The organism is Haloimpatiens lingqiaonensis (assembly GCF_901447495.1).
Classification (GTDB): domain Bacteria; phylum Bacillota; class Clostridia; order Clostridiales; family Clostridiaceae; genus Haloimpatiens; species Haloimpatiens lingqiaonensis.
The window spans coordinates 37,606-61,484 of sequence record NZ_CABDWS010000008.1 but is presented as its reverse complement, the minus strand read 5'-3'; the positions used below and the strand labels follow the sequence as shown (position 1 = coordinate 61,484).

General features: G+C 30.6%; 23 protein-coding genes, 1 pseudogene and 1 riboswitch. Of the genes and pseudogenes, 7 read left to right on the top strand and 17 right to left on the bottom strand.

Annotated features, from left to right (window positions below; translation table 11 throughout):
* On the bottom strand, positions 1–375 hold a 375-nt coding region (locus FGK85_RS02995; protein ID WP_341472459.1), incomplete at its 3' end, for a hypothetical protein.
* 201 nt (positions 376–576) lie between these two features.
* Here FGK85_RS02995 and FGK85_RS15695 point away from each other — a divergent pair.
* Both FGK85_RS15695 and FGK85_RS02990 read left to right on the top strand, forming a co-directional pair.
* A pseudogene (locus FGK85_RS15695) lies at positions 577–642 on the top strand (hypothetical protein); the annotation flags it as partial.
* 39 nt (positions 643–681) lie between these two features.
* On the top strand, positions 682–1,353 hold the full coding sequence (locus FGK85_RS02990) for a DUF4368 domain-containing protein (protein WP_341472462.1): 672 nt from the start codon (positions 682–684) through the stop codon (positions 1,351–1,353).
* Between the two features lie 100 nt (positions 1,354–1,453).
* On the opposite strand, the gene FGK85_RS02985 is transcribed toward FGK85_RS02990, so the two are convergent.
* The 6 genes from FGK85_RS02985 to ribD all read right to left on the bottom strand — a co-directional run bounded on the left by FGK85_RS02985 (position 1,454) and on the right by ribD (position 6,140).
* Positions 1,454–1,855 (bottom strand): hypothetical protein, encoded by a 402-nt coding sequence (locus FGK85_RS02985; RefSeq protein ID WP_138203623.1) that lies wholly within the window; start codon positions 1,853–1,855, stop codon positions 1,454–1,456.
* A 3-nt stretch (positions 1,856–1,858) separates the two neighbouring features.
* Positions 1,859–2,251: a hypothetical protein gene (locus tag FGK85_RS02980; protein WP_138203621.1), complete on the bottom strand. Its 393-nt coding sequence runs from the start codon at positions 2,249–2,251 to the stop codon at positions 1,859–1,861.
* A gap of 86 nt (positions 2,252–2,337) precedes the next feature.
* Entirely contained in the window at positions 2,338–2,802 is a 465-nt protein-coding gene (ribH, locus tag FGK85_RS02975) for a 6,7-dimethyl-8-ribityllumazine synthase (RefSeq protein WP_138203619.1), read from the bottom strand.
* Between the two features lie 176 nt (positions 2,803–2,978).
* Entirely contained in the window at positions 2,979–4,178 is a 1,200-nt protein-coding gene (locus FGK85_RS02970) for a bifunctional 3,4-dihydroxy-2-butanone-4-phosphate synthase/GTP cyclohydrolase II (RefSeq protein ID WP_138203617.1), read from the bottom strand.
* Positions 4,179–4,245: 67 nt separating this feature from the next.
* Positions 4,246–4,896, bottom strand: coding sequence for a riboflavin synthase (gene ribE, locus FGK85_RS02965; RefSeq protein ID WP_138203615.1), 651 nt, complete (start codon positions 4,894–4,896; stop codon positions 4,246–4,248).
* Positions 4,897–5,033: 137 nt separating this feature from the next.
* Positions 5,034–6,140: a bifunctional diaminohydroxyphosphoribosylaminopyrimidine deaminase/5-amino-6-(5-phosphoribosylamino)uracil reductase RibD gene (ribD, locus tag FGK85_RS02960; RefSeq protein ID WP_138203613.1), complete on the bottom strand. Its 1,107-nt coding sequence runs from the start codon at positions 6,138–6,140 to the stop codon at positions 5,034–5,036.
* Positions 6,141–6,405: 265 nt separating this feature from the next.
* Positions 6,406–6,519, bottom strand: a riboswitch (FMN riboswitch).
* Between the two features lie 219 nt (positions 6,520–6,738).
* Here ribD and FGK85_RS02955 point away from each other — a divergent pair.
* Genes FGK85_RS02955 through FGK85_RS02945 form a run of 3 tightly spaced genes read left to right on the top strand, consistent with a single transcriptional unit; the run spans position 6,739 to position 7,814 of the window.
* Positions 6,739–6,942 (top strand): spore coat associated protein CotJA, encoded by a 204-nt coding sequence (locus FGK85_RS02955; protein ID WP_035292850.1) that lies wholly within the window; start codon positions 6,739–6,741, stop codon positions 6,940–6,942.
* 11 nt (positions 6,943–6,953) lie between these two features.
* Positions 6,954–7,229: a spore coat protein CotJB gene (locus tag FGK85_RS02950; RefSeq protein WP_138203611.1), complete on the top strand. Its 276-nt coding sequence runs from the start codon at positions 6,954–6,956 to the stop codon at positions 7,227–7,229.
* 12 nt (positions 7,230–7,241) lie between these two features.
* Positions 7,242–7,814, top strand: a complete 573-nt coding sequence (locus FGK85_RS02945; protein WP_138203609.1) for a manganese catalase family protein — start codon at positions 7,242–7,244, stop codon at positions 7,812–7,814.
* 146 nt (positions 7,815–7,960) lie between these two features.
* Here the strand turns inward: FGK85_RS02945 and FGK85_RS02940 are convergent, their stop codons facing one another.
* From FGK85_RS02940 to FGK85_RS02925, 4 genes are all read right to left on the bottom strand, one after another.
* Positions 7,961–9,397 carry a spore germination protein gene (locus FGK85_RS02940; protein WP_138203607.1) on the bottom strand — a complete coding sequence of 479 codons (1,437 nt, stop codon included), beginning with the start codon at positions 9,395–9,397 and terminating at the stop codon, positions 7,961–7,963.
* A 5-nt stretch (positions 9,398–9,402) separates the two neighbouring features.
* Positions 9,403–10,551, bottom strand: a complete 1,149-nt coding sequence (locus tag FGK85_RS02935; RefSeq protein ID WP_138203605.1) for a Ger(x)C family spore germination protein — start codon at positions 10,549–10,551, stop codon at positions 9,403–9,405.
* Positions 10,538–11,623, bottom strand: coding sequence for a GerAB/ArcD/ProY family transporter (locus tag FGK85_RS02930; RefSeq protein WP_138203603.1), 1,086 nt, complete (start codon positions 11,621–11,623; stop codon positions 10,538–10,540). Before FGK85_RS02930 ends, FGK85_RS02935 begins: the two co-directional genes overlap by 14 nt.
* Before the next feature lie 88 nt (positions 11,624–11,711).
* Entirely contained in the window at positions 11,712–12,425 is a 714-nt protein-coding gene (locus tag FGK85_RS02925) for an adenosylcobinamide amidohydrolase (RefSeq protein ID WP_138203601.1), read from the bottom strand.
* A gap of 299 nt (positions 12,426–12,724) precedes the next feature.
* Between FGK85_RS02925 and FGK85_RS02920 the strand changes: the two genes are divergently transcribed.
* Positions 12,725–13,642, top strand: a complete 918-nt coding sequence (locus FGK85_RS02920; RefSeq protein WP_243122787.1) for a DMT family transporter — start codon at positions 12,725–12,727, stop codon at positions 13,640–13,642.
* A gap of 304 nt (positions 13,643–13,946) precedes the next feature.
* Here the strand turns inward: FGK85_RS02920 and FGK85_RS02915 are convergent, their stop codons facing one another.
* The 3 genes from FGK85_RS02915 to FGK85_RS02905 all read right to left on the bottom strand — a co-directional run bounded on the left by FGK85_RS02915 (position 13,947) and on the right by FGK85_RS02905 (position 17,073).
* Positions 13,947–14,702 (bottom strand): TIGR03915 family putative DNA repair protein, encoded by a 756-nt coding sequence (locus FGK85_RS02915; protein ID WP_138203599.1) that lies wholly within the window; start codon positions 14,700–14,702, stop codon positions 13,947–13,949.
* A 62-nt stretch (positions 14,703–14,764) separates the two neighbouring features.
* Entirely contained in the window at positions 14,765–16,069 is a 1,305-nt protein-coding gene (locus FGK85_RS02910) for a putative DNA modification/repair radical SAM protein (protein WP_138203597.1), read from the bottom strand.
* A gap of 218 nt (positions 16,070–16,287) precedes the next feature.
* Positions 16,288–17,073 (bottom strand): nitroreductase family protein, encoded by a 786-nt coding sequence (locus tag FGK85_RS02905; protein WP_138203595.1) that lies wholly within the window; start codon positions 17,071–17,073, stop codon positions 16,288–16,290.
* A 446-nt stretch (positions 17,074–17,519) separates the two neighbouring features.
* Between FGK85_RS02905 and helD the strand changes: the two genes are divergently transcribed.
* Positions 17,520–19,802, top strand: coding sequence for an RNA polymerase recycling motor HelD (gene helD, locus FGK85_RS02900; protein WP_138203593.1), 2,283 nt, complete (start codon positions 17,520–17,522; stop codon positions 19,800–19,802).
* Positions 19,803–19,915: 113 nt separating this feature from the next.
* Here helD and FGK85_RS02895 read toward each other — a convergent pair whose 3' ends face one another.
* The 3 genes from FGK85_RS02895 to FGK85_RS02885 form a co-directional block, all read right to left on the bottom strand.
* Positions 19,916–21,619 carry an AAA family ATPase gene (locus tag FGK85_RS02895; protein WP_138203591.1) on the bottom strand — a complete coding sequence of 568 codons (1,704 nt, stop codon included), beginning with the start codon at positions 21,617–21,619 and terminating at the stop codon, positions 19,916–19,918.
* Positions 21,620–21,783: 164 nt separating this feature from the next.
* A complete protein-coding gene (locus FGK85_RS02890; protein ID WP_171011311.1) occupies positions 21,784–22,491 on the bottom strand; it encodes an ABC transporter permease subunit in 708 nt (235 codons plus the stop codon).
* A 212-nt stretch (positions 22,492–22,703) separates the two neighbouring features.
* The gene (locus tag FGK85_RS02885) at positions 22,704–23,879 is read right to left on the bottom strand and encodes an ABC transporter permease (RefSeq protein ID WP_102399382.1); all 1,176 of its coding nucleotides are present in this window, start codon (positions 23,877–23,879) and stop codon (positions 22,704–22,706) included.

The following is a 23,879-nucleotide window of genomic DNA, read 5'->3' as shown; positions in this document are numbered from 1 at the left end:
TATGGCAACTACTTTTAATTTATCTATAGTACCATTTCTAAATACTTTATTTTTTACAATGGTTTTTATTATATGTTTATGAATTTCTTTTAATCCATCTAAATCAAAATCACTTAAGGAGCGCCTAACGGCATCAATGCGTGGCATTTTAGTTTTTTTAGGTATTACTTTTTTAAACTTGCCTTTTTTAAGCCAATGTTCTAATCTATTGAAACTTCTTATCTGAAGCATAAATCCAAATAACACCACGAAGGTAATTGTTGAAATTTTTACATCAGATTTTATTCTTTTATCTTTTAAGTTATTGATTTTTTCACCTATATCGTATACCTTATTAATATAAGTAAGTAATTGTTTTAAATAACTTTTACTCATTTTATCAGCATCCTTTTTAAGTTGGTTTCTAGTAAAAACTATTATAAAAAGGATGCTTTTATTATGCAAATTTTTTCTCTAAAATTTCCAGCAAAAATCAGAATTTATGGTTTTTAACCTAACCCTCAATCATTCATTATAAATCAGCGGGCTCACGCCCCAAAAATTTTTAAGCGCTAAACTTCTGACAATCCAGAAGATTGGCTAGTTTTCAAAAATACCCATGAAGCAATTATTGATGAGGGGACTTGGGAAACAGTGCAGAAAATCAGAGATGGCAAGCGAAGACCATCACGATTAGGTGAAATGGGAATGCTTTCTGGCATGATGTTTTGTGCCGACTGTGGAGCAAAGCTGTATCAGGTTAGAGGCAAGGGATGGACACACGATAAGGAATACTTCGTTTGTGCTACTTACCGCAAGAAAAAGGGTATGTGCAGTTCACATCAGATACGCAATGTTGTAGTGGAACAGCTTTTGCTAGAAGACTTAAGACGTGTGACCTCCTTTGCCAAAGACCATGAACAGGAATTCATCCGTATAGTTATGAATAATTCAGAAAAGGAACTTGCCAAAGAACTCCGCCAAAGTCAAAAGGAGTATGAACAAGCACAGACTCGCATTGCTGACATAGACAAAATCATTCGAAAGCTATATGAAGACAATGTGATGGGCAAAATTCCCGAAGAGCGTTTTTACAAGATGTCGGCTGAATATGAAGCCGAGCAGAAGGCACTGGAAGAAAGGATATCCAAATTAAAGCATACCATTGATACAGCAAATGAACAGTCCCTCAATACCGACCGCTTTTTGGCACTGGTTAAAAAATACACAGAAATTACAGAATTGGATGCAGAGATTATTCGAGAGTTCATTGACAAAATTATAGTATTTAAGGCTGAAAAAGTAGATGGCCGCAGAACCCAGCGGATTCAAATTTTCTATAACTGCATAGGCGCTATCGACTTACCAAAATAAACGAAAAAACGGCATAGCCGAATATCAACGACTATGCCGAATTTTTCAGGAATTATATATCCCTATCTGACCGCTCCTAAATAGGCTGATTTTAAATTTACTATTGAACTGGATTATAGGTAGTTGCTTCTTGTAAATTTGCCTTTGTTTCATCACCCCTTGCATATTTCACGTGGTAATAATAATTTTCTCCTACTATTAACTTTTGAAATTGCTCCTTTGTACAACTAACCAAACATTTTTTGTAAGAATTGCTCTCTATTGAATTTATAATTATATAATAATTTTCTCCATCTTTTTCTTTATAAGAATAAGGACTTTTTCTTTTTTTCATAACTTCATGCTCTTCCTTATTATCTTTTTCTATAAGTACTACGGAACCTGTAATTGTTTCCGAGGTTTTTGGGGGTCCAAATATGCCGTAGAGAATATATGATACAAATAAAATTGGTATGACTATTATTAAGACCACTAAGGACTTATATTTAATTTCACTTTTCATATATTAATACCCTAATGACCAATGTGGTGGATTAGTCGCTGAAGTTGAGTAATAATTATTAGGAACTATATACCAAAAAAAATTAGGTAACCCTTCAATATAGTGTTTATTCCATTCACCATCATACCAATAATAATTAGTTGAATTGATACTAGTCCAATAAATTTTTTCGCCACATGCACAAGTATAGCATGAAGAATTATAAACCTTTCCCCCTTTATAAAATGCAAATTTTTCTAGTGATGCATTTTGCGCCACATGATTTCTTCCATTCACCCTGCAAACTTCAGTGTAGTTAGGTTTATCAATATCTTTTGCTTTTACATTCAGGTAAAAAAATGGTAAAATAAACATGACTAATAATAAAATTAATGTACCTTTAACTTTAATTTTCATATTTTACCTCCTAAATACTTAATATAATTATATTATAACACAATATTTTACCATATTAAAGGATTAAATCTATTATTTTCTATTTATTATATATATTCATTTAATAAATTAGCCATTTCAATAGCTATTACCCCAGCATCATAGCCTTTATTCCCTGCTTTAGTTCCCGCTCTCTCTATAGCTTGTTCAATACTTTCAGTAGTTAAAACACCAAATATTACAGGTACTTCTGTATCTAAAGAAACATTAGCTATACCTTTTGAAACTTCACTGCAAACATAGTCATAATGAGATGTGGTTCCTCTAATAACAGCCCCAAGACATATAACTGCATTATATTTATTTGATTTAGCCATTTTTTTTGCTATTAGAGGTATTTCAAAGGCTCCTGGAACCCAAGCCACTTCTACATCTTCATCCTGTGCTCCATGTCTTTTTAAAGCATCTAATGCCCCTGCTAAAAGCTTGCTTCCTATAAACTCATTAAATCTTCCAACAACTATACCGAATTTCAAACCTTCTGCTATTAATTTTCCTTCATATACCTTCATTATTATTTCCTCCAATTATTTAATTTTTCTACACTATCCACCCTTTTCCTTAATTGATAATGTAGCCTTTCTCATCACTTACTGACGCTAATGACACTAAAGTAAGGCTTCTTAGTTAAATTATAAATATCAATAAATATAGAAATTTCATTTTACTATACCTTTTGTACCAAAATCTAAAAGTCCAGATAATGTCCCATCTTTTCTTTTTTAGTCTTTAAATAAAACTCATTCATTTCATTGTGCCCCATGTCAATAGCCACTCTCTCAACAATTTCTATTCCATATCCTTTTATGCCTGATATCTTTTTAGGATTGTTAGTCATAAGTCTTACTTTCTTTATTCCTAAATGTGAAAGTATCTGAGCTCCTATGCCATAGTCTCTTAAATCCTCTGGAAAACCCAATGCTAGATTTGCCTCTACAGTGTCCATTCCCTGATCTTGTAGCTGGTAGGCTTTTATTTTATTTATAAGTCCTATACCTCTTCCTTCTTGACGCATGTATAGAAGTACTCCCTTACCTTCCTTCTCTATGTTTCTCATGGCAGATGCCAGTTGCTCTCCACAATCACATCTTAAGGAGCCAAAGGCATCTCCTGTAAGACATTCAGAATGAACCCTTACAAGTATCGATTCGTCACCTTTAATATCACCTTTAACTAAGGCCACATGATGTTCCCCATTTAATTTATTTACATAACCTATTATTTTAAAGTCTCCATATTTGGTAGGCATGTCCCCTTCAGCTACTCTTTCCACCAAACACTCATGTTTTCTCCTATAGGCTATTAAATCAGCTATAGTTATTATCTTTAAATTATGCTTCTTTACATATTCCATAAGCTGGGGAACTCTAGCCATAGTTCCATCTTCATTCATTATTTCGCATATAACTCCCGCAGGAGAAAACCCAGCTAACCTTGCCATATCCACTGCCGCCTCTGTGTGTCCTGCTCTTTTTAATACGCCCCCTTCTTTATAGGCCAAAGGAAATATATGCCCTGGTTTATTAAAATCCTCTGAGTTTGCCCCTGTATCTACTAATTTTTTTATAGTTTCCGCTCTTTCATAGGCAGAAATTCCTGTAGATGCTCCCTTAAAATCCACAGACACAGTAAAAGCTGTCTCCTTAGGGTCTGTATTGTTTTGTACCATTGGACTTATCTTAAGCTCTTTAAGTCTCTCCCTAAGCATAGGCACACATATAAGACCTCTGCCGTATTTAGCCATAAAGTTTATACTTTCCCCTGTAACCTTATCTGCAACCATAAGTAGATCTCCTTCATTTTCCCTATTCTCATCATCTACTACTACCACCATTTTTCCTTCTTTTATGTCTTCTATAGCTTCCTCAATAGTATTGAATTTAAACACTTATAACACCCCTTTGTAGTTAATAATTGATAATTTATATTTATTAATAGTTTTAAAATCTAACCTTTTAATAAAATCCATTTTCTTTAAGAAAATCTAAACTAATGTCCTTTTTCTTATCCACAGCCTTATTAAAATTCATGAACTTTTCCACATATTTTCCCACTAAATCACATTCTATGTTAATTTCCTCTCCAACCTTTTTACTTGAAAGAGTAGTTTCTTCTTTTGTGTGTGGAATTATAGAAACCTTAAATACGTCCTCATCCACATAAGCCACAGTTAAGCTTATTCCATCTAGCGCTACAGACCCTTTTGTCATCACATACTTTAATATTTCTTTAGACGCTCCTATGCTTATCCACAGAGCATTATCCTCACTTACAAATTCCTTTATAACTCCAGTGCCATCTATATGCCCACTGACCATATGCCCTCCAAATCTATTTCCTACTTTTAAAGCCCTTTCCAAATTTACTTTTGTACCCTTATTAAGATACTTTAAATTAGTTCTTCTAATGGTTTCAGGCATTACATCTACAGAAAAATTCTCCTTATTAAATTCTGTTACTGTAAGACAAACTCCATTAGTGCTTATACTATCCCCTATCTTTACATCTTCTAAAATCCTTTTACTTTTAATCCTTATAGAAGCAGACTTTTCCCCCTTTTTTATGCCCTCAACCTGTCCAATTTCTTCTATTATTCCTGTAAACAACAGCTATTCACCCCTCTCTTAACATAATTACATGAAAGCCACTATATTTTATGTACTAGTTAGTAGTCCATCTATTTTAGATAAAGTTATTCTATCTATGACACGTATTTTCATTTATTCACCATCATATTCATCTATTATTTACATAGCTTATTATTAATTAATGCCTCTATTAAAATATCTCCTGAAATATTTTTAACCTCTATCTTCCCTAACTCAATACACTCTTTCATAAACTCTACTCCATCACCTTCTACAGGAGTTTTTGCATCTGTTCCTCCTATTATTTTAGGAGCTATGAAACACATAAGCTTATCTACAATCCCTTCCCTTAAAGCACTGTAGTTTAAAGTACCTCCCCCTTCTAAAAGCACACTGTCAATTCCCATTTTCCCTAGTTTATTCATTAAATATTTAAGATCTACTTTTCCATCCTTTCCAGGAGTTTTTATAACTTGAACCCCCTTTTGGGCTAGAGCCATTAACTTTTTATCCTCTACCTCTTGCCCCACAGCCACCACAGTTTTAGCAGCAGAATTTACATTAATCACTTTAGACTCTAATGGTATTCTTCCATGGCTATCTACTATTACCCTCATAGCATCCTTACCACTACCATTATTTAATCTAGTAGTTAACGATGGGTTATCCGCAAGTACAGTTCCTATGCCCACCATTATAGCTGATACTCTATGCCTTAATTTGTGAACATACTCTCTAGATATTTCATTTGAAATCCACTTAGAATCCCCAGTTTTACAGGCTATTTTTCCATCTAAAGTCATGGCAGTTTTCATTATGCAAAAGGGATTTTTAGTAGTTATATATTTTATAAATATCTCATTTACCTTTCTTATTTCATTCTCTAATATACCTACTTCAACTTCTATTCCAGCCTTTTTTAATATGTCTATTCCTCTTCCACATACCAATTCATTAGGATCCTTCATGCCTATAATCACTTTTTTTATACCTTTTTTTACAATTTCATTTGCACAGGGCGGTGTCTTTCCATAGTGAGAGCAAGGTTCTAAAGTAACATACATCTCTGAACCTTTAGGATCTTCATGACAGTTTTTAAAGGCATTTACCTCAGCATGTGGTCCTCCATAAAATTCGTGATAGCCCTCACCTATAATTTTACCTTCCTTAACTATCACTGCTCCCACTAAAGGATTTGGATTTGTACATCCAGCGCCTTTTTTTGAAAGTTCAATGGCTCTCTTCATATATTCTATTTTCAAAAAATCACCTCTTTTAAAACACTGTTGGTAAAATCAAAGGGATGTTTCCACTAGGAGAAGTGGAATTTAAGAATTGTAAACAATTACAATATGATTGACGCTAAAGTCCTTAATCAAATTCAACTAAGTTTCATTCAAGATATGAAATCTTATTAGTTAAATCTCATGGACATTATAAAAACCCTGAAGATAATATATCCTCAGGGTTTAAAATCGCACTAAATAAATCCAATTAAAGAGATGCCATGTAAAGCTATAAAGCATATCTTTCCTTCTCCCATCCAGACTATACTGTCGGTCTTGGAATTTCACCAAGTCAGTCAAAAGACTCGCGGACTTTACCGCCGGTGGGGAATTTCGCCCCGCCCTGAAGGTTTCACCATATTAATTTAAATAAAGTATAACACTGCTATTTTTTCATGTCAATGTATTTTACATTAACTTTTTACATCATGTTTCCTACTTTGTACACTATTTTTCTGCCCCATATGATTTACTTACAACAATATTATAGCTGCTATATACCCAAATAAAATGTTCACAGATATATCTATATATGAATAGTATATATTGTAAATAATAACTGAGGTGGAGGAATATGTATCAATCATTCAATCCATGTATGGACTATATGCCTAATCCAATGGTTAATCCCTATGCTAATATGAAAAAAATAAGGCTAACCAGAGCTTTTATACCTGATCAACCTTATATTTCCTTGTTTCCATTGGATGAAGCCCTAAAAAAGGGAACTTTATTCCCTAATCTTTATATACCTTACCCAATAAAATCTAAGGAATAGGAGGAATTATAATGGCTAAAATGTGTTATGACGACAATGACCGCAGTAAAATGATGAAAAAAATTAAAGAATTAGAATTTGCAGCTGTAGAATTAAATTTATATTTAGATAATCATCCTAACAATCAAAGAGCTCTAAATGACTATAATATGACTACAGATATGTTAATGGATATGAAAGAAACCTATGAAGTAAAATACGGTCCATTAACCAACTTTGGTTATGCCAAAAGTACTCCTTCTTGGAAATGGGTAGAAGAACCATGGCCATGGGAAATAGGGGAATAAGGGGGTTGTCGTATGTGGATATATGAAAAAAAATTAGAGTATCCTGTTAAAATAAAATCTAAAGATTTAAAAATGGCTAAATTTCTTGTAACTCAATATGGTGGACCAGATGGAGAATTAAGCGCTGCTATAAGATATTTAAATCAGCGATACACCATGCCAACAGGAAAAACTAAAGGTTTATTAACAGATATAGGTACAGAAGAACTAGCTCACGTAGAAATCATTTGCGCTATGGTATATCAATTGACTAAAGATGCAACTCCAGATGAATTAAGGGAAGCTGGCTTAGGTGCACATTATGCACAACATGATAATGCTTTATTCCCATCAGATGCTAATGGAATACCTTGGACTGCTGCCTATATTCAAGCCCTAGGGGATCCCGTAACAGATATACATGAGGACATGGCCGCAGAACAAAAGGCTCGTGCAACATATGAGCATCTTATAGATCTTACAGATGACCAAGACGTAAAAGATGTTCTTAAGTTCCTATGGGCAAGAGAAATCGTACACTATCAAAGATTTGGTGAAGCATTAGTGGACGTATACGACTATATAGATAGTAAAAAATTCTTTTAGATCTATAATATATGGAGTAACGTTACTAAAGGTTGCCAGTATATTTATCTCGCGTAACAACAATATATATAAGAATGTATCTTAATGTTAATAAAGGTTGTTGGTGTAGCCAGCAACCTTTCAGTGTTTTTGTAATAAACCATATTTTATTGTCTAGTTTTATCTTTATTTTTTAAGAATTCTGGTCTTTCTCTTTCTAGTCTTATATCACTTAAAAGATAATTTTTTATATCCTTTAAATTAATAGGAGCTGCTGGTGAAGTATAAGGAATACCAAAACTATTATTAGAAGATATAGTTAGCATAATTATTGTTAAAGATACAACAAATCCTACTAACCCAAGTATTCCTGTTATTATAATCATAAAGAATTTCAATATACGTATAGGATATGTAATGCTATAATCTGGTGATATGAATGAAGTTATAGTAGATAATGATACAATTATTACTGTAAGGGCACTTACTAATCCCGCTGAAACCGCTGCTTGACCTATAACTATTGTTCCTACAATACTTATAGCAGACCCTATTTGTTTTGGCAGTCTTAGGCTAGACTCTTTTAATATTTCTGTCACTAATTCCATAATAGTTATCTCTAAAACAGCATTTACAGGTACTGTTATTCGTGAGGCTGCTAACACTAGTATATATTGAGGCGGAAGAATATCTGGATGAAAACTAATTATAGCTATATAAAGAGGTGATAGGATTAATGACATTAAAAAAGAACTAATCCTTAAAAATTTGAGAAATAGAGACATATATATATTTTCATAATAATCATCTTCTGGCTTTAAAAACTCTGGCAAAGTCTGCGGCATTATTAAAGCGATATTACTTCCTTCAACAATTATACAAATCTTACCTCTGAGTATTTCTCCACAGGCAGCATCAGATCTTTCTACCAAACCTACTTTAGGAAATAAATTTTTAGATTTTCCACACAAAAACTTTTGTATATATCCAGATTCAACTATACCATCTACATTTATTTCATTTAGGCTTTCAGTTATCTGGTTTACATATAGCTCATTTGCTACATCTTTTAAATAAATAATAGCTAGACTAGTCTTTGTCCTTTTACCTATAATAGAACTTTTTATTATTAAAGAAGAATCCTTTATTCTGTATCTTATTAAAGATATATTTGAATCAAAATTTTCTGTAAATGCATCTTTAGGTCCTCTTAATACATTTTGTAATTGCGGAGATTCTATGCCTCTTTTTTCAACTTTGTAAGTATTAGCTACAATATACTTTTCCTCATTATCTAAAATTATTATAGAATTTCCCTTTACCACATAGTCTATTAATTTATCTTTTCCACTATTTATAAATATATCATCTAGATATATCACTGAATCAGCTATATCTTCTATGTTAACCTTAGAATTTTTATATTGAATTATGGGTTTTATTATATCTACAGATAATCTCTCTCTATCTGTAATTTGTGGTATATATATTATAAATATTTTACTGCTGGATATAGTTATTTCTCTTACCTTTATTCCTATTTTATCTTTATATTCATTTTTTATATTGTCTATAAAATCATTCCAGCTACAATTATTTTTCACATATATCACCTGCCTTTACTAAGAGCATTTATATCCTTAAGATTTTTATTTACTATATTTGTAACTACATTTATATTAATTTTTGCATTGGGATATTTCTTCAACCAATTTATATTTTTATATTCATTTGGATTTTGTGCCTTAGCATACCTTGCAAAATCAAATATGTCACATTGGTATTCCTTTTGACTTTTATTTAAAATTTTTCTAACTTGTGACTTTATGTCTCTGGCTATATCTATTTCAAAATTCTTAATATCATCATTATTTATAATTTCATTATAATATTGATATTGTAATTTTAGATCAAAATTTAAATCTATATTTATAATAACTTGTTTATTATCACTCATTTCAATACTTATTTTTCTATTTTTTAAATTAGAAATAAAAGAAATAGTATTTTTATCATCCTTATGTATAGTAGTTTCTTCTGTATATATTGTTGGTTTTCCTACTAAAAATATTAATCCCTTAAATAAATCATGATCTTTCTTTCTATACAATACATCTATTAATTTAGCATCCTTCATTATGGCAGCCCCAATACATTCTAAAGAATTATCTTCTACCCCAAAATATGGCATTGCAAATCCAATGTCTTTAAATTGCAGATCAGATATCATATCTCCAACCCTTGTATACATTATATTTCCTGTTTTAAACAAAGAATTTATAATATGTTCTATTAAAAAACCTGCAGATATATCATTTTTTATATTAGTTTGAAATATTTCATAAGGATTTCCTCTACATACCACCGCCAGCACAGTTTTCCTATAATCATAAGTTTCATTTATTCTATTTAAATAAGGCTCAATACCTTCTTTTGCATAATTTTCCCCAAAAACAACCACCCTAGTAGCTCCTAAAAATGTACCATAGGGTCTCTTAGCTTCAAATTCATCTCTAGTTTTTTCAAAATTTTCTCCTTCTGCCATATCTAAATGAATATCGCTTATAGCAGCTTTTCCATCTCCACCATCCCTTGCGTATAATTTGGCCAATTCTGTAGCAAACTGTATTTTATCATATATTTTATCTACACCTATAGATATGACTATGCTTCTCTTATCTATATCATCATAATCCCAGCATCCACTTAATAAAAATGGAAATATTAGCAGTAAAAATAAAATCTTATACTTTCTCATTGTTTTTCACCTTCGTGATAATTAATAATATAGTTGGTATAATCATCGAACACAAAATCCCCAAAAAACCAATGTATTTTATACTAACTGTTACCTGTTCAAAAGTCACGGGTAATTGAGTAATTATAAAAGAAATTCCTATTATAATTAATGCTGTAAAATTTGAATTCTTTGCTTTAAAAAATTTAACTGTAAACAAATTTAGTCCGTACATATAAACAAAAATCGTACAAAAAATACTTAAAATCCATAAAATTATAAATAAACCATCTAGTCTTCTAAAGAATTCTAATCTTTGTATTTCTATCCTTCTTATAGTTGCTATCACTGCATCATTATATTGTACTATATCATTTTCACTCATAACTGAAATACTGGACTCCACGATTAATATATACATAAGACCTATAAATCCTAACATCTGTATTGCCTTTTTAGTAAGCTCTTTATTTTTTTCTTTATTCAATGGTATAAATAAAAATATCTCTACCCCTAAAAAAGGAACCTGAAAACTCAGTCCGGCTTTTAAATATCTTCCAAGTTCTTTAACATTAAATATAGGCATAACATTATAACTCTTCCCTTGTGTTAATATAAGCACATGTAGAACTATTATTGATACAATCACTATAATTCCATAGGTTTGGCAAATAGATACAATTCCCCTTCCGCCCCTTATCAGTGCATAATAAGCTGTTGCAAGGAAAGCTAAACATAAAAACCATATAGGAGTTCTAAGTAATATATTCTTTTCTATCACTTGGCTAGTTGCTCTTACTATTAAACTTGGTACTAATAAAAAATATATCATGTATATCAAATTTATAGTTTTACCTAGAAATTTGCCTATCAAAAATTCATCATATTGAGGCAATATTTTATTATTATGCAAAAAAGCTAATTTTATATTTATTGACACAACAATCATTGCAATAATTGTTGTAATAATTAAACTAAACCATCCTCCAGTTCCCGCTTTTTCAGCCATAACTTTAGGCAAGTCAAGTACTCCATATCCAACCACTGCCCCAAATATTAAAAATACTATTTGCCTATTGCTTAAATCCCACATGCTAATTTCTCCTTTATATTATAGTTATATTATTAACCAATAATATAAAACTTATGTTATAGCATATTGTGTGATTTATAACTAAATTTTAAACATCAAAATAAATCTTCATCAACTTATCTATAGATGCATTAATAGCATTGTACACCGCTGTAGCTAACATCTCTCCAAATAATACATGCTTGCCACAATATCTTATTTGTCGACCTTGTCCATTAAATACAACCACTGAATCAGTGCCTGTACCCGTAGCTATTTTATCACTTACAGGACTTATTACACTTAAATCTTGCATAGCAGCTGCCTTTGCTTCTGTTATCATCATAATACACTCCACCATGGCTTCCTTTGTTAAATTTGCATTGGTTCCAAATATTATATTTATAGTTCCCGGCTTTAGCACAGTTTCATCAAAGTATGGCCAATCAGCCTTATCTCCAGCTCTTCTAGCATTAGAAAGTCCTAAAGTTACAAAACATTGAATCTGAACATCATCTTTTTCTATAAAATATTCCGCAAAGGATTCCATTTTAGCCGCAGTCATCATACCTACATGCTCACCATTCCAATTATGCTCTTGTATGTATTTTTCTATAGTTACTTCTGGTGGTAAAAACTCTCCCCCCTCATCACTTTCATTTTTAGGTACCCTTAAATTAAGTATTCCCTCAGCATAAGTATGTCCACCATTTAAAACTGCTGAACTTAAAATCTCTACTGATGATGGAAATTTTATATGTACATAATCATCTGTTACTTCTAAAGTTAGATTTCCCATGCGTTTGTTTACATTACTACCCATCTTTATCCCCCTATATATGTAAAATTTATTATTAACTTATATGAATCTCTAATTTAGATACTGTATTAACCCTATATAATTATTAACTGGTATTACCAAAGTGTATTTATACAGTTAATATTATAACCTCCTATTAATATAGTGGTAAAGTTTATACGTTAAACATATTCAGATATCCACAAATTCCAATTTAAAGTCCAGTTATATAAATAACCTCGTTTACAAATATAACTATATAGGTATTATTATTCACATCTGATATAATGTATCTATATATTTAGGAAAAAGGAGAGATTTTTTTGAGAAAAACAAAAGATAATTTACTAACCAATACATTTGTAGTAATGGGGCTTGCTTTAATAGCTTGCTTCTTATGGGGAAGTGCATTTCCTTCCATAAAAATAGGCTATAAACTTTTTCACATAGCTAAAGATGACACCTATGGTAAACTTCTATTTGCAGGATATAGATTTTTCATAGCATCACTTATGATTTTTTTATTTTGCTTTGTGTCTAAATACTCTATAAAAGTCAACAAGAAAAACTTTTACAGACTATTGCTTCTAGGTATAATTCAAACCTTTATTCAGTATATTTTCTTTTATCTAGGACTTTCTAACACTACTGGAGTAAAAGGTTCCATAATATCTTCTTCAAATACGTTTTTTAGCGTAATTATTGCACACTTTTTCTATACAGAAGATAAAATGACTTGGAAGAAAATACTTGGTGTAATTTTAGGCTTCTTAGGAGTAATTATTGTAAATTTCCAAAGCGGTGCTTTTTCTGGTGGATTTAAATTTTCTGGTGAGGGCTTTGTTTTAATCTCTAGTTTATTTGGAGCCTTTGCGGGAATTTACACAAAAAAATTAGCAAAGGATATACCACCTTTTGCTGTTTCTGGATATCAGTTATTTACAGGCTCTATTGTCCTTATTTTAGTGGGACTTTCAGGTGGAACACATAACGTAACCTTCACTCCCGTTGGAAGTGTTCTGCTTTTATACATGGCATTTATATCTGCCGCAGCCTTTTCCATTTGGTCCTTATTGTTAAAATATAATGGAGTAGGAAAAGTTTCTGTTTATAAATTTTCAATCCCACTATTTGGAGTATTTTTATCCTACTTCTTACTTAAAGAAAGTTTCTCCGGCTCAAATGTGCTTTTAGCTGTTGTATTGGTTTCTTTAGGAATATATTTAATCAATAAAAAGTAATGAACATTCAAAAGAAATATTCTATACTACAGAGATAAACAACAAAAGTTTATGTACTTTATACATTATTTACAATTAAAATCTAGTACTCATGATTATCCCACAAAAAGTATAATATTACTTGAATTATGAAATTTCTCTGGAATGACTTGCATAAGAAGCGAAGGAACTATTTAAATTTATTGTTCCGAGCTCTCATGGAAGTCATGGAGGAGAATTTTCATAATTCCACCACATTGTACCCTTTTATGGTTTAATCATACTCATGATATATCATCTACAATTAAATTTGACATTATATCCTTTATAGTAAACTATCTTCTGTCTCGATTATATATTTCCAGTACCTTTTAGGCATACTTCTCTTTTGAAGTCTTAGGTTTCTTCTATTTTCAATATTGGTACTTTTAAAGTATTCCTTCCAAAGATTTTCGTAAACACTATCACCTGTACACTTTAATATGTTCTCTCCCTGCTCTATAGTCAAAGGAGTTATTACCCATTTTTCATTTTTATATAAGGAAACTATCTCTCTTTTTCTATCCTGTATCATAAATTGTTCACCTGAAAGTCTTTTGGCAAAATGAGGAGTTATAAGTTGAAGTATATTGTGATCAGGTTCCATAGCCCCATAATATACACCATTTCCAAGCTGCCTAAATCTTAAAAACCCCAGCATTCTATGTTTCTCATCCATAACCTTTTTACAAATTCTATGCATGCTTATTACCACTTCATTATGCAAATGTAAATCCACATCTTTTCCTATTTTAAAACCCATTTTTATATATCTATAAATTAATGTAGATGTGCCTTCTATCTCTGATAAAAAAACATAATACATAATGCGTAGGGCATCTTTAGATATCTTTTTTTCTATGGCATTATAAACCTTTAAATATTTTTCCTCTTCACTATCTATATACCTGGGCTCATATAAAAAACTAGGCGCAAATTCATCCTCAGCAAATATTTCTTCCGGTCTTTCTTTTCTATAATAAGCCTCGTATATTGCCGTAAGTAGCCCTATAAAACTTCCGTCATATACATAACAAACCATAAAATACCTCCTATAGCCTTTTTAAAAGTAAGTGGTAAACATTTTCCCCTATAGCTTCCAATCTATAGCTGACCAGTTATTTTACTATAGTCATTTATCACACTATTATCCTGTAATAATCTATCAAAAAATGAAAGTTGGTAATAATTCCCGTCATTCACATTTTTCTTAGGAATAATTATGTTTTGCCTTATACTCTCCTCTTTAAAACTACAGCTTCCACAATATTTTCCTTCACAAGTTATGAAATATTTTGCCCTTTTTAAAACCACACCTATTTTCTTTAAATCCTCAACTTTTATAGAATGAACCCGCCTTATGGACAATATTCTATTTACAGACCTAACTCCAATACCTGGAATCCTCAAGAGCATTTCCCTTGGTGCTTTATTAATTTCTATTGGAAATAACTCTAGATGTCTTAACGCCCAATCTGTTTTAGGATCTAATTGTAAATCAAAGTTTGGTTTTTTATCATCTAAAAGTTCTTTTGCAGAAAATCCATAAAATCTTAAAAGCCAATCTGCTTGATATAACCTATGCTCCCTTAAAGTTGGGGGAGTGTCTACCTTAGTTATTTTCTTACCATTTCCCACAGGTATATATGCAGAATAGTACACTCTTTTCAAATCAAAATTTTTATATAATCCCTCTGACAACTTCATTATTTGAAAATCACTTTCTGGCGTGGCTCCAATTATAAGCTGACTACTTTGACCTGCTGGAACAAAATTAGGCGTTCTTTTGTAAATTTTTTTCTCATGTTTAATAATTGCAATATTACTTTTTATAAGACTCATAGGCTTTAAAATTTTCTCTTTATTTTTCTGTGGCGCCAAAAGTTTTAAACTTTCACTGGAGGGCAGCTCAATATTTACACTCATTCTATCTGCAAAGGTACCTGCCCTTTTTATCAAAGCCTCATCTGCTCCAGGTATAGCCTTTAAGTGAATATATCCATTAAAATTATGAACATTTCTAAGAGACTCTACTACCTTTATTAAAAGCTCCATAGTGTAGTTGGCATTCTTATATACTGCAGAACTTAAAAATAGCCCTTCTATATAATTTCTTTTATAAAAATTAATTGTTAAGTCTACTACCTCCTCTGGAGTAAAAGCTGCCCTTGGCACATCGTTTGACGCTCTATTTATACAATATGCACAGTCGTATGAACAATAATTTGTAAGAAGTATTTTTAAAAGAGAAATACATCTGCCGTCTGGCGTAAAACTATGACATATGCCACTGTAACTGGCATTTCCAATGCCACCTTTTTTATTCCTTCTATTGCTGCCACTGGAAGAGCAAGATACATCATATTTGGCCGCAGCAGATAATATACTGAGCTTTTCAAACACATCCATATAAAACACCCCACACAATTAATACTGTATATTTTGTTAAAATTTCACATTTAACTTATAAGTATATGATATCAAACATAAGTTCTTATGTAAATAGGTAAAATAAAAAAAATCTCCATTTTTAAAAGTGGAGATTTCATTTCATATATTTAACACATTTCCTCAATTCGTAATATTATCTCATGTGTGATTTTTTTACAAATTAAGTTTTTTGTCAACTAATTTTCTATTTTATGCGTATCCCAAAATTTCAATGCAGCTTCAACAGATCTGTTCATCTCTTTCATAAAATTTGACCCAGATTTCCTTCCATAAATTAGCTGTCCAAAATTATCAGCATTAAATTTATTTCCCTTAACCACAAACTTTTCATTTTCTCTATACATTTCTTTAAATTCTTCTCTGTTTAATCTTTTATATTCCTCATCAAATACAATGTACTTTTTATCAAATCTTGGCTTTATTATTTTTTTAGCATCTTCTTCATAATAGCCTAATGCAAGCATGCATATAGGGAAAGTATAGTCTGGAAGATTTAATATCTCTCTATGCTTTTCATAGTTCTCCATAACATCTCCTATGTAGCAAGACCCTATACTCAAAGCTTCTGCAGTTATTACTGCATTCTGTGCTGCTATTAATGCATCAGAACAGCCTAGTAAAAAGTCTCCCTTTCCTGGCGCTGTATAGTCCATATTATTCTTACGACAATATTCCTCTACTCCGCTGGCCTCATAATAATCATACTGTCTTTGCAAATCTGCAAGAAATATAAGTACTACTGGTGCTGAAGCTATAAATGGCTGATTGTCACAAGTTTTGCTTAAAATCTCCTTTTTATCTTTATCCTTAATTACAAGTATAGAATAAAACATCATGTTTCCAGCAGTTGGAGCTCTCATGGCACTCTCTAATACTTCATTTAAATGTTCTTCCCTTATTTCTTTTTTGTCATATTTTCTAAGAGATGTCCTGTTTTTTATTACACTTAAAACTTCGTTCATAAATACACCCCCAAATTTATTTTTTAAAATAAAAAAAGGCTCTAAAAAATCAATAAACTTTTCAGAAACCTCATTCATATACATAATCATTTACTCTACGTACCTTTATCAAATTCTCTATTGAATTTCATTCTATAAGTGGTACTTTAAACCATATTATATAGTACATCTTCTAAATTATTTTAGGGTATTTATGCCCTATGCTATATTATTTCACTTAAAATTTATATATATACTATATAAAAAAACCGTAAGATTGTCAAGGAAATTTTAGAAATTTCTCAAAATAATGAGTTTTTTCATTTATATATCTTTTGTCACTATACTATGTGTTCTTATTTATTTCCCTTTTAATCTATATTCTAATATAATAGAATATGCCTTGTTAATACCCAACACTAAAATTCTCAGTTCCAAAAAATTTTAGTAAATTGGAGGATACTATTATGCCTGCTTTTGAACATCCAGATTATAAAAATGAGTGTAAAAGACTAGATACAACTCTTAATTACTTAAAAAACTTTGATGAGATTATAAATACACAAAAGGAAAGAATTGATGAAGCTGTTGAATACAGTAAAAGCCATTATAACTCAGACAATGCCGAGCAGTTCAATGAGCTTGTTATAAATGAAGCTCTTCAAGTTAGCATGAAATCTAGACTTAAAAATATAAGTAGAAGTCTTTCTAAGCCTTATTTTGCTAGAGTAGATTTCACTGAAGAAGGTCTAGACAAAATGGGTAATTACTATATAGGTAAGATGTCTCTTTTAGATGAAAAAACCGGAGAATTTTTAATTGTGGATTGGCGTTCACCTGTGGCTAATCTTTACTATGAAGGCAGACTGGGAGAAGCCAGCTATATTTGTCCCGATGGTGACATACATGGAGATATATCTCTAAAAAGACAATACACCATAGAAAATGCTTGTCTTAAAGAAATTTTTGATATAGACATAACAACCAATGACGACTTTCTTCAAGCTGCTCTTGGCTCTAATAAAGACAATAGACTAAAGGATATTGTATCCACAATCCAATCAGAACAAAATCAGGTTATTAGAGCAGATATGTGGAAACCGCTTATAGTACAAGGGGCCGCTGGTGGTGGAAAAACTACTATAGCTCTACATAGGATTGCCTATCTTATGTATAACTATGAAAAAACATTAAAACCAGAAAACTTTATGATAATAGCTCCAAATAGATTTTTTCTAAGTTATATATCAGAAGTTTTGCCAGAGCTTGGAGTAGAGAATGTAACACAAACCACCTTTGAAGACTTTGCCTTTAACGTGATAGGGAAAAATATAGGTAAAAAACCTAAATTAAATTCACCTCATGAAAAACTGTCCACCATAATAGAAAATTACTCAGATAAAAAATCTAAAGAAAATAATAACATTATTGAAGCTTCATGTTTTAAATCTTCATTAGAATTTAAAGAGCTTCTAAATAAATATTTAAAATATATAGAATACCACTATATCCCTAAAGAAGATTTCAAAGTGCATGACTTTGTACTTTTCTCCTACAAAGAAATTCAAAAACTCTTTCTAAGAGATTATAGTTATCTTCCTTTTTCCAAAAGAATTGATGAAATAAAAAAGAGCATGATAAATAAAGTAAAATATCAAAGGGATAAAATATTAGATCGTGTGGATAGGGAGTATGAATGTAAACTAGACAAAGTACGAGCTTCCATGGGTGATTGCCCAGAGAGAAGAGCACAAATAATTGACATTATAGATGAGCGAGATAATCTTCTTTTAAACATCAAAAAAGGACTTAAGACTGTAATAAAAGATTATACTTCAAAAATTCCTAAAAGATCTGTATGGCAATACTATGAAAATTTCTTAATAAATTTATCTAAATTAAATACCGATGAATCTAAGTGCAAACTTATAGATTACATAAAAGATTACTCCCTTGAAAACTTAAAGAATAAGAATATAGAAGTGGAAGACTTATCACCGCTAATGTACATCTCCATATCGGTATATGGTCTCAGTGAAAAAATAAATTTAAGGCACATTGTAATTGATGAAGCACAAGACTTTAGTTTATTTCAACTTTATGTACTTAAGAAAATAGTAAATAGCAGCTCCTTTACAATACTTGGGGACCTATGCCAAGGTATATATAGCTACAGGGGAATCCATGATTGGAACGATGTAGCAAAGTATATATTTACGGATGAAAATTCAAGCCATCTTTGCCTAGAGCAAAGTTACAGAACCACCATTGAAATAATGAATGCTGCCAGTGAAGTTATTGGAGGACTAAATGATCCTCGCCTTCCGAAGGCCAAGCCTGTAATACGTCATGGTGATGAGGTTAAGGTTTTTGAAAAAGACTCTCTTTCAGATATCGCCAAGGATATTGATAATAAAATAATTAAAATGCTCCAAAGTGAATATAAATCCATGGCTATAATATGCAAAACATTAGATGAATGTATGAAACTAAAATCCCTATTAAAAGAAAAGAAAAATGTTTCTGTAATAACCGGCAAAGAAAAGGATTATCCCGGCGGAGTAGTATTAATTCCTTGCTATCTTGCAAAAGGCTTGGAATTTGATGTGGTGGTAATTGCTAATGCATCAAAGGATATGTACACAGAAAGTGAATTAGATGTAAAACTTCTTTACGTGGCCATGACCAGACCCCTACACGAACTTTACATTTATTCTCTTGGGGAAAAGACTAAAATACTGCCAATTTAAAAACAAAGGCTATTACATTAAGTATCTTACATACAATATGGTTGTTCCATAAATTAAAGTACCGAACAACCTATTGTAGTATTTACTTTATAATGTACTAGCCTTTTATTATTCTAAATTTCCTCTTCCACATAAACATCCTTTTTACCAACAACAACTATCAAGAGTTTTTTCATATTATCCAAATTAAAAGTCTTTCTTAATTTATCACTATTTTTATATTTACTAATTTGCTTTAATCCTTCTGATTTAATTTTATCAAATGCATTTCTATCTTTTTCCTTTATATACTTTAGTTCTATAAGCCATTCATAATTTATACTTTCTGCAAAAGCTTTATTCTTGGACAATAATATATCAATGAAGCCCTCTTCAACCTCATACTCGCTATTAGCAATATATATATTGTTCATAAAAATAGATAATATCAAAATTTTAATATGCTTTTCATCAAATTTAACTAAGTCCCTATTAGAAAGACTTTCTAAACTTTTCTTTAGACATTGTATAAATTTATTGCAATTTCCCTTTACAGCCATTTCATTTATTGCGGCTTTAATTTTTTTATTATCTACATCTAGTTTATGTGTCTCCGCAAGTTTTAATTTAAAATACTCCCAATATATTTCCTTCATAGCTATATTAGGAATTACTAATGTAACATCCCCCAGAAAAGATTCTTTAATAGTTAACATTCCCATATAAAAAAGTAATGAAACAAAGTTTTCTTTTCTATCATACATATATTCTAAATTAAATCTTTGAACTAAAGTAGTTTCTATTTGACCTTCAGCTAAAATAGTTTCAATAGTTTCTTCGTCTTTAAAATTAAATGCTAATGTTTCTAATTTCTTATAATCTGTTTTTATATTTAAATCTAACATATTCTTTGGATACTTATTATATCTTACTAGATTATCAAAAAAGTATAGTACCATATTAGGATTAAAAAGACGTTGTTTACTATCTTCACTAAAAAGATATCCATTATAATATTGTTTCATATCATCAATTAAGATATCCCTGCTGAATATATTAAACAAACATAACCTTTCCATTAATGTCTCCAATTCAGGTAGAGTAAACCCCATCATTTCATTGTACATTTTTTCTAATGTAAGATTTTTAGTTATATTAAAACCACTAGTTAAATCATCTAATAATATTGGACTAACTCCCGTCATAAATATTCTATCTACAGTAGTTGTAGTTAGTGCCTTCAACGCTTTATAAAAAGTTCTTATATATCCTTGACTAGAAATTATATCATAATAAAGTTCTTCATTAGTTGTAATCAAATCATTAGCAAAGTTATCATACTCATCTATTAAAACAAATATTTTCTTACCTACATTAGAAGTCATTGACGCAGCAAAATTTATGGCCCCTATAGAATTGTTAAATTGAAGTTTATCATTTTTACAATCTAATATATTATAATATCTAATGAAAAAATCTTTTACTGATTCTATAACCCGCTCATCAAAACTCTCAATAAGCTCCTCTTTTCCCCCAAAAGTTTTTATGTTTGAAAAATCTAATTTTAAAATTAAATAAGAATTTCTTTTTTCTGTAGGATTACTCCCTATATATAAATTTCCAAATAACTCCTCAAACCTATCCTTTTGATTAATATCATAATAATTGCGAAGCATTGACAAAAATAAGCTCTTTCCAAATCTTCTAGGTCTAATAAAAAGTTCATATGATGCATCATTCTCTAACAATTCTATATATTTTGTTTTATCTACATATAAATAGTTTTCCGTTACTACTTTTTCAAAATCTGATTCTCCATATGGGATTTTAACATTCATTTAACTCACCCTTTTTATAATTATAACTTCATTTGTGACCCTTACTTACATTATACCAAATGCAATTAATATTTATCATACTTTTTTATTACCCATTGCCTATTCCACAACTCTTATAGTATAAATATTTTAAGTCATAAATCAATTAATGATACACGTTGTTATTACGCTACCACATCTTTTTTCACAAACACCACATGAGTTATTCCATAGCATACTCCAATCCACACTAAAAGAAGTATAACTGAGAATTTAAATGTTATAAAATCCACCGCCAAATTTTTATTTATACTCCCTTTTATAACGCCTAGACTAGCGTGATATGTCGGAAATAAGAACACTAGCAGTTTATCCAGTACCGTAGCAGGCTTTAATCGCTGTATATAGTAAGCCTTAATTTTCAAATTTATCATAGCATGAGTAAATGCTATAAAAATTAGTGATAGGCCCATAGAAACATTAGTGTTATCAATGATTGTAGCCATGAGAAAACAAAATGCTATGCTAGCAGTTACTCCTAAAACCTGTAGGATTAACATTTTCACAATGAAACTTCCTGCGGAAATCAAAACCCCACTGCCAGCATATGGGACCACTGCCCCCCTTTCCTGTGCAATATACGCGGCTTCTACAACTCTGTATTTTACATCTGTCAAAACTGGCAATGAAGCATCTCCAAATCCAAATATTAATCCCAGTAAGATGAAACTAATAAATTCCAATAATAAAATTATTAAATTTACAGTTACTACAGCCACTATAAACTTACTTAGTATTATCTTCCACCTTTTAATAGGTTTTGTAAGTAACATTTTTATGGTGGCAGGTTTATTTTCTCCTGAAACCACATGAGAGACCATTATCCCAACCATAACTAGGAGTCCAAATTGCCCTAAAACCCTCATTATATCCGAAAGCACATTAACTGCTGTTATCTACATGTACTATTATAAAAAAGCAGAAAATAAAAACTGAGACAATAAGAGCTAAACCTATGAGAAATTTCTTATTTCTTATAAATTTCTTAAACTCAATGCCTATAAGTGTAAACATAAAATTCTCCCAAATCAATATTTTAATAATATTAAACTACAATATCCTTTTTATTGAAGTAGTTAGTGGCTATAGCTATAAAAGCTACTCCATATAAAATACAAATTCCTACTCCCAATTTAATATTTATATTTGTAGCACTTAAATTTAAATTTATAACTCCCTCTATTAAAGAGTTTCCATCTCCATAGGTGGTGAATAAATATGGATATATTTTTGATAAGGACTCCTGCGGCAATATAAAGGTTGCCATATTTAAACAAAATATTATTATTGAACTTACCATTAAACTTGCCACATTGTTTTTAAATAATGTAGATATTAATATTCCAAAGCTACAATATATGAAAATACACATAAGCTGCAAAATAAGTAACTGAATAAGGTATTTATATACTGGATTTATATAAGAACTACCCACAATAGCTGTAACCCTTTCTAATTCATCCACATGATATTTCGTTCCAATAACTACTGGATAGGATGGATTTCCCCCATTAAATACTAATCCTATAATTACAAACATGAAAAATTCAATAATAAAAACCGTTAGGGTAGAAACTAAAAACCCACTTAAAAATTTTGTTATTATAAATCTCACTCTTCCTATGGGTTTTGTTATAGCTAATTTTATGGTGGAATACTGCATCTCAGAGCTTACACTGTCGTAAGTTAATATTATTATTAAAAGTGGTAGAAAAATCACATTAATAAATCCCATAAGGTCTTTCATGGCTCTAAAGGAATAAATTTTGTATAAGGGCTGAGGCTCCATATTCTCCTTAAGTAAATGCTCATTTAGAAGAATCTCTCCGTTTATCCTCTCAACTTCGTTATAATCCATAGCTATTTTGTATTCTTCTCTTTCCTTCTTTAATGCTTTATTTTTGTTTTTAAGCTTTTCTTTCCAATTGTAGTTAGGTTTTTTTATCTCCTCTGAAAGTTCCTTATTTTCTCTTTCCAAGCTCTTTATCTTAAGTTTATAGGTTTTTATTTCCTCCTCTTTAATTCCATCCTCCTTTAATTTTGCCTTATACTCCACTAGAAGCTTTTCGTTGTTCTTAATTTTTATCTGAGGTCTTTCACTTTTCGCATCCCCATATAACCCATAGGTTTTAAAGATAAATAAAACTAACAGTCCTATAATAAAGATTAAATATTTCTTATTCTTTAGGATTTTATAAACCTCTACCTTAAAAAAATCCAA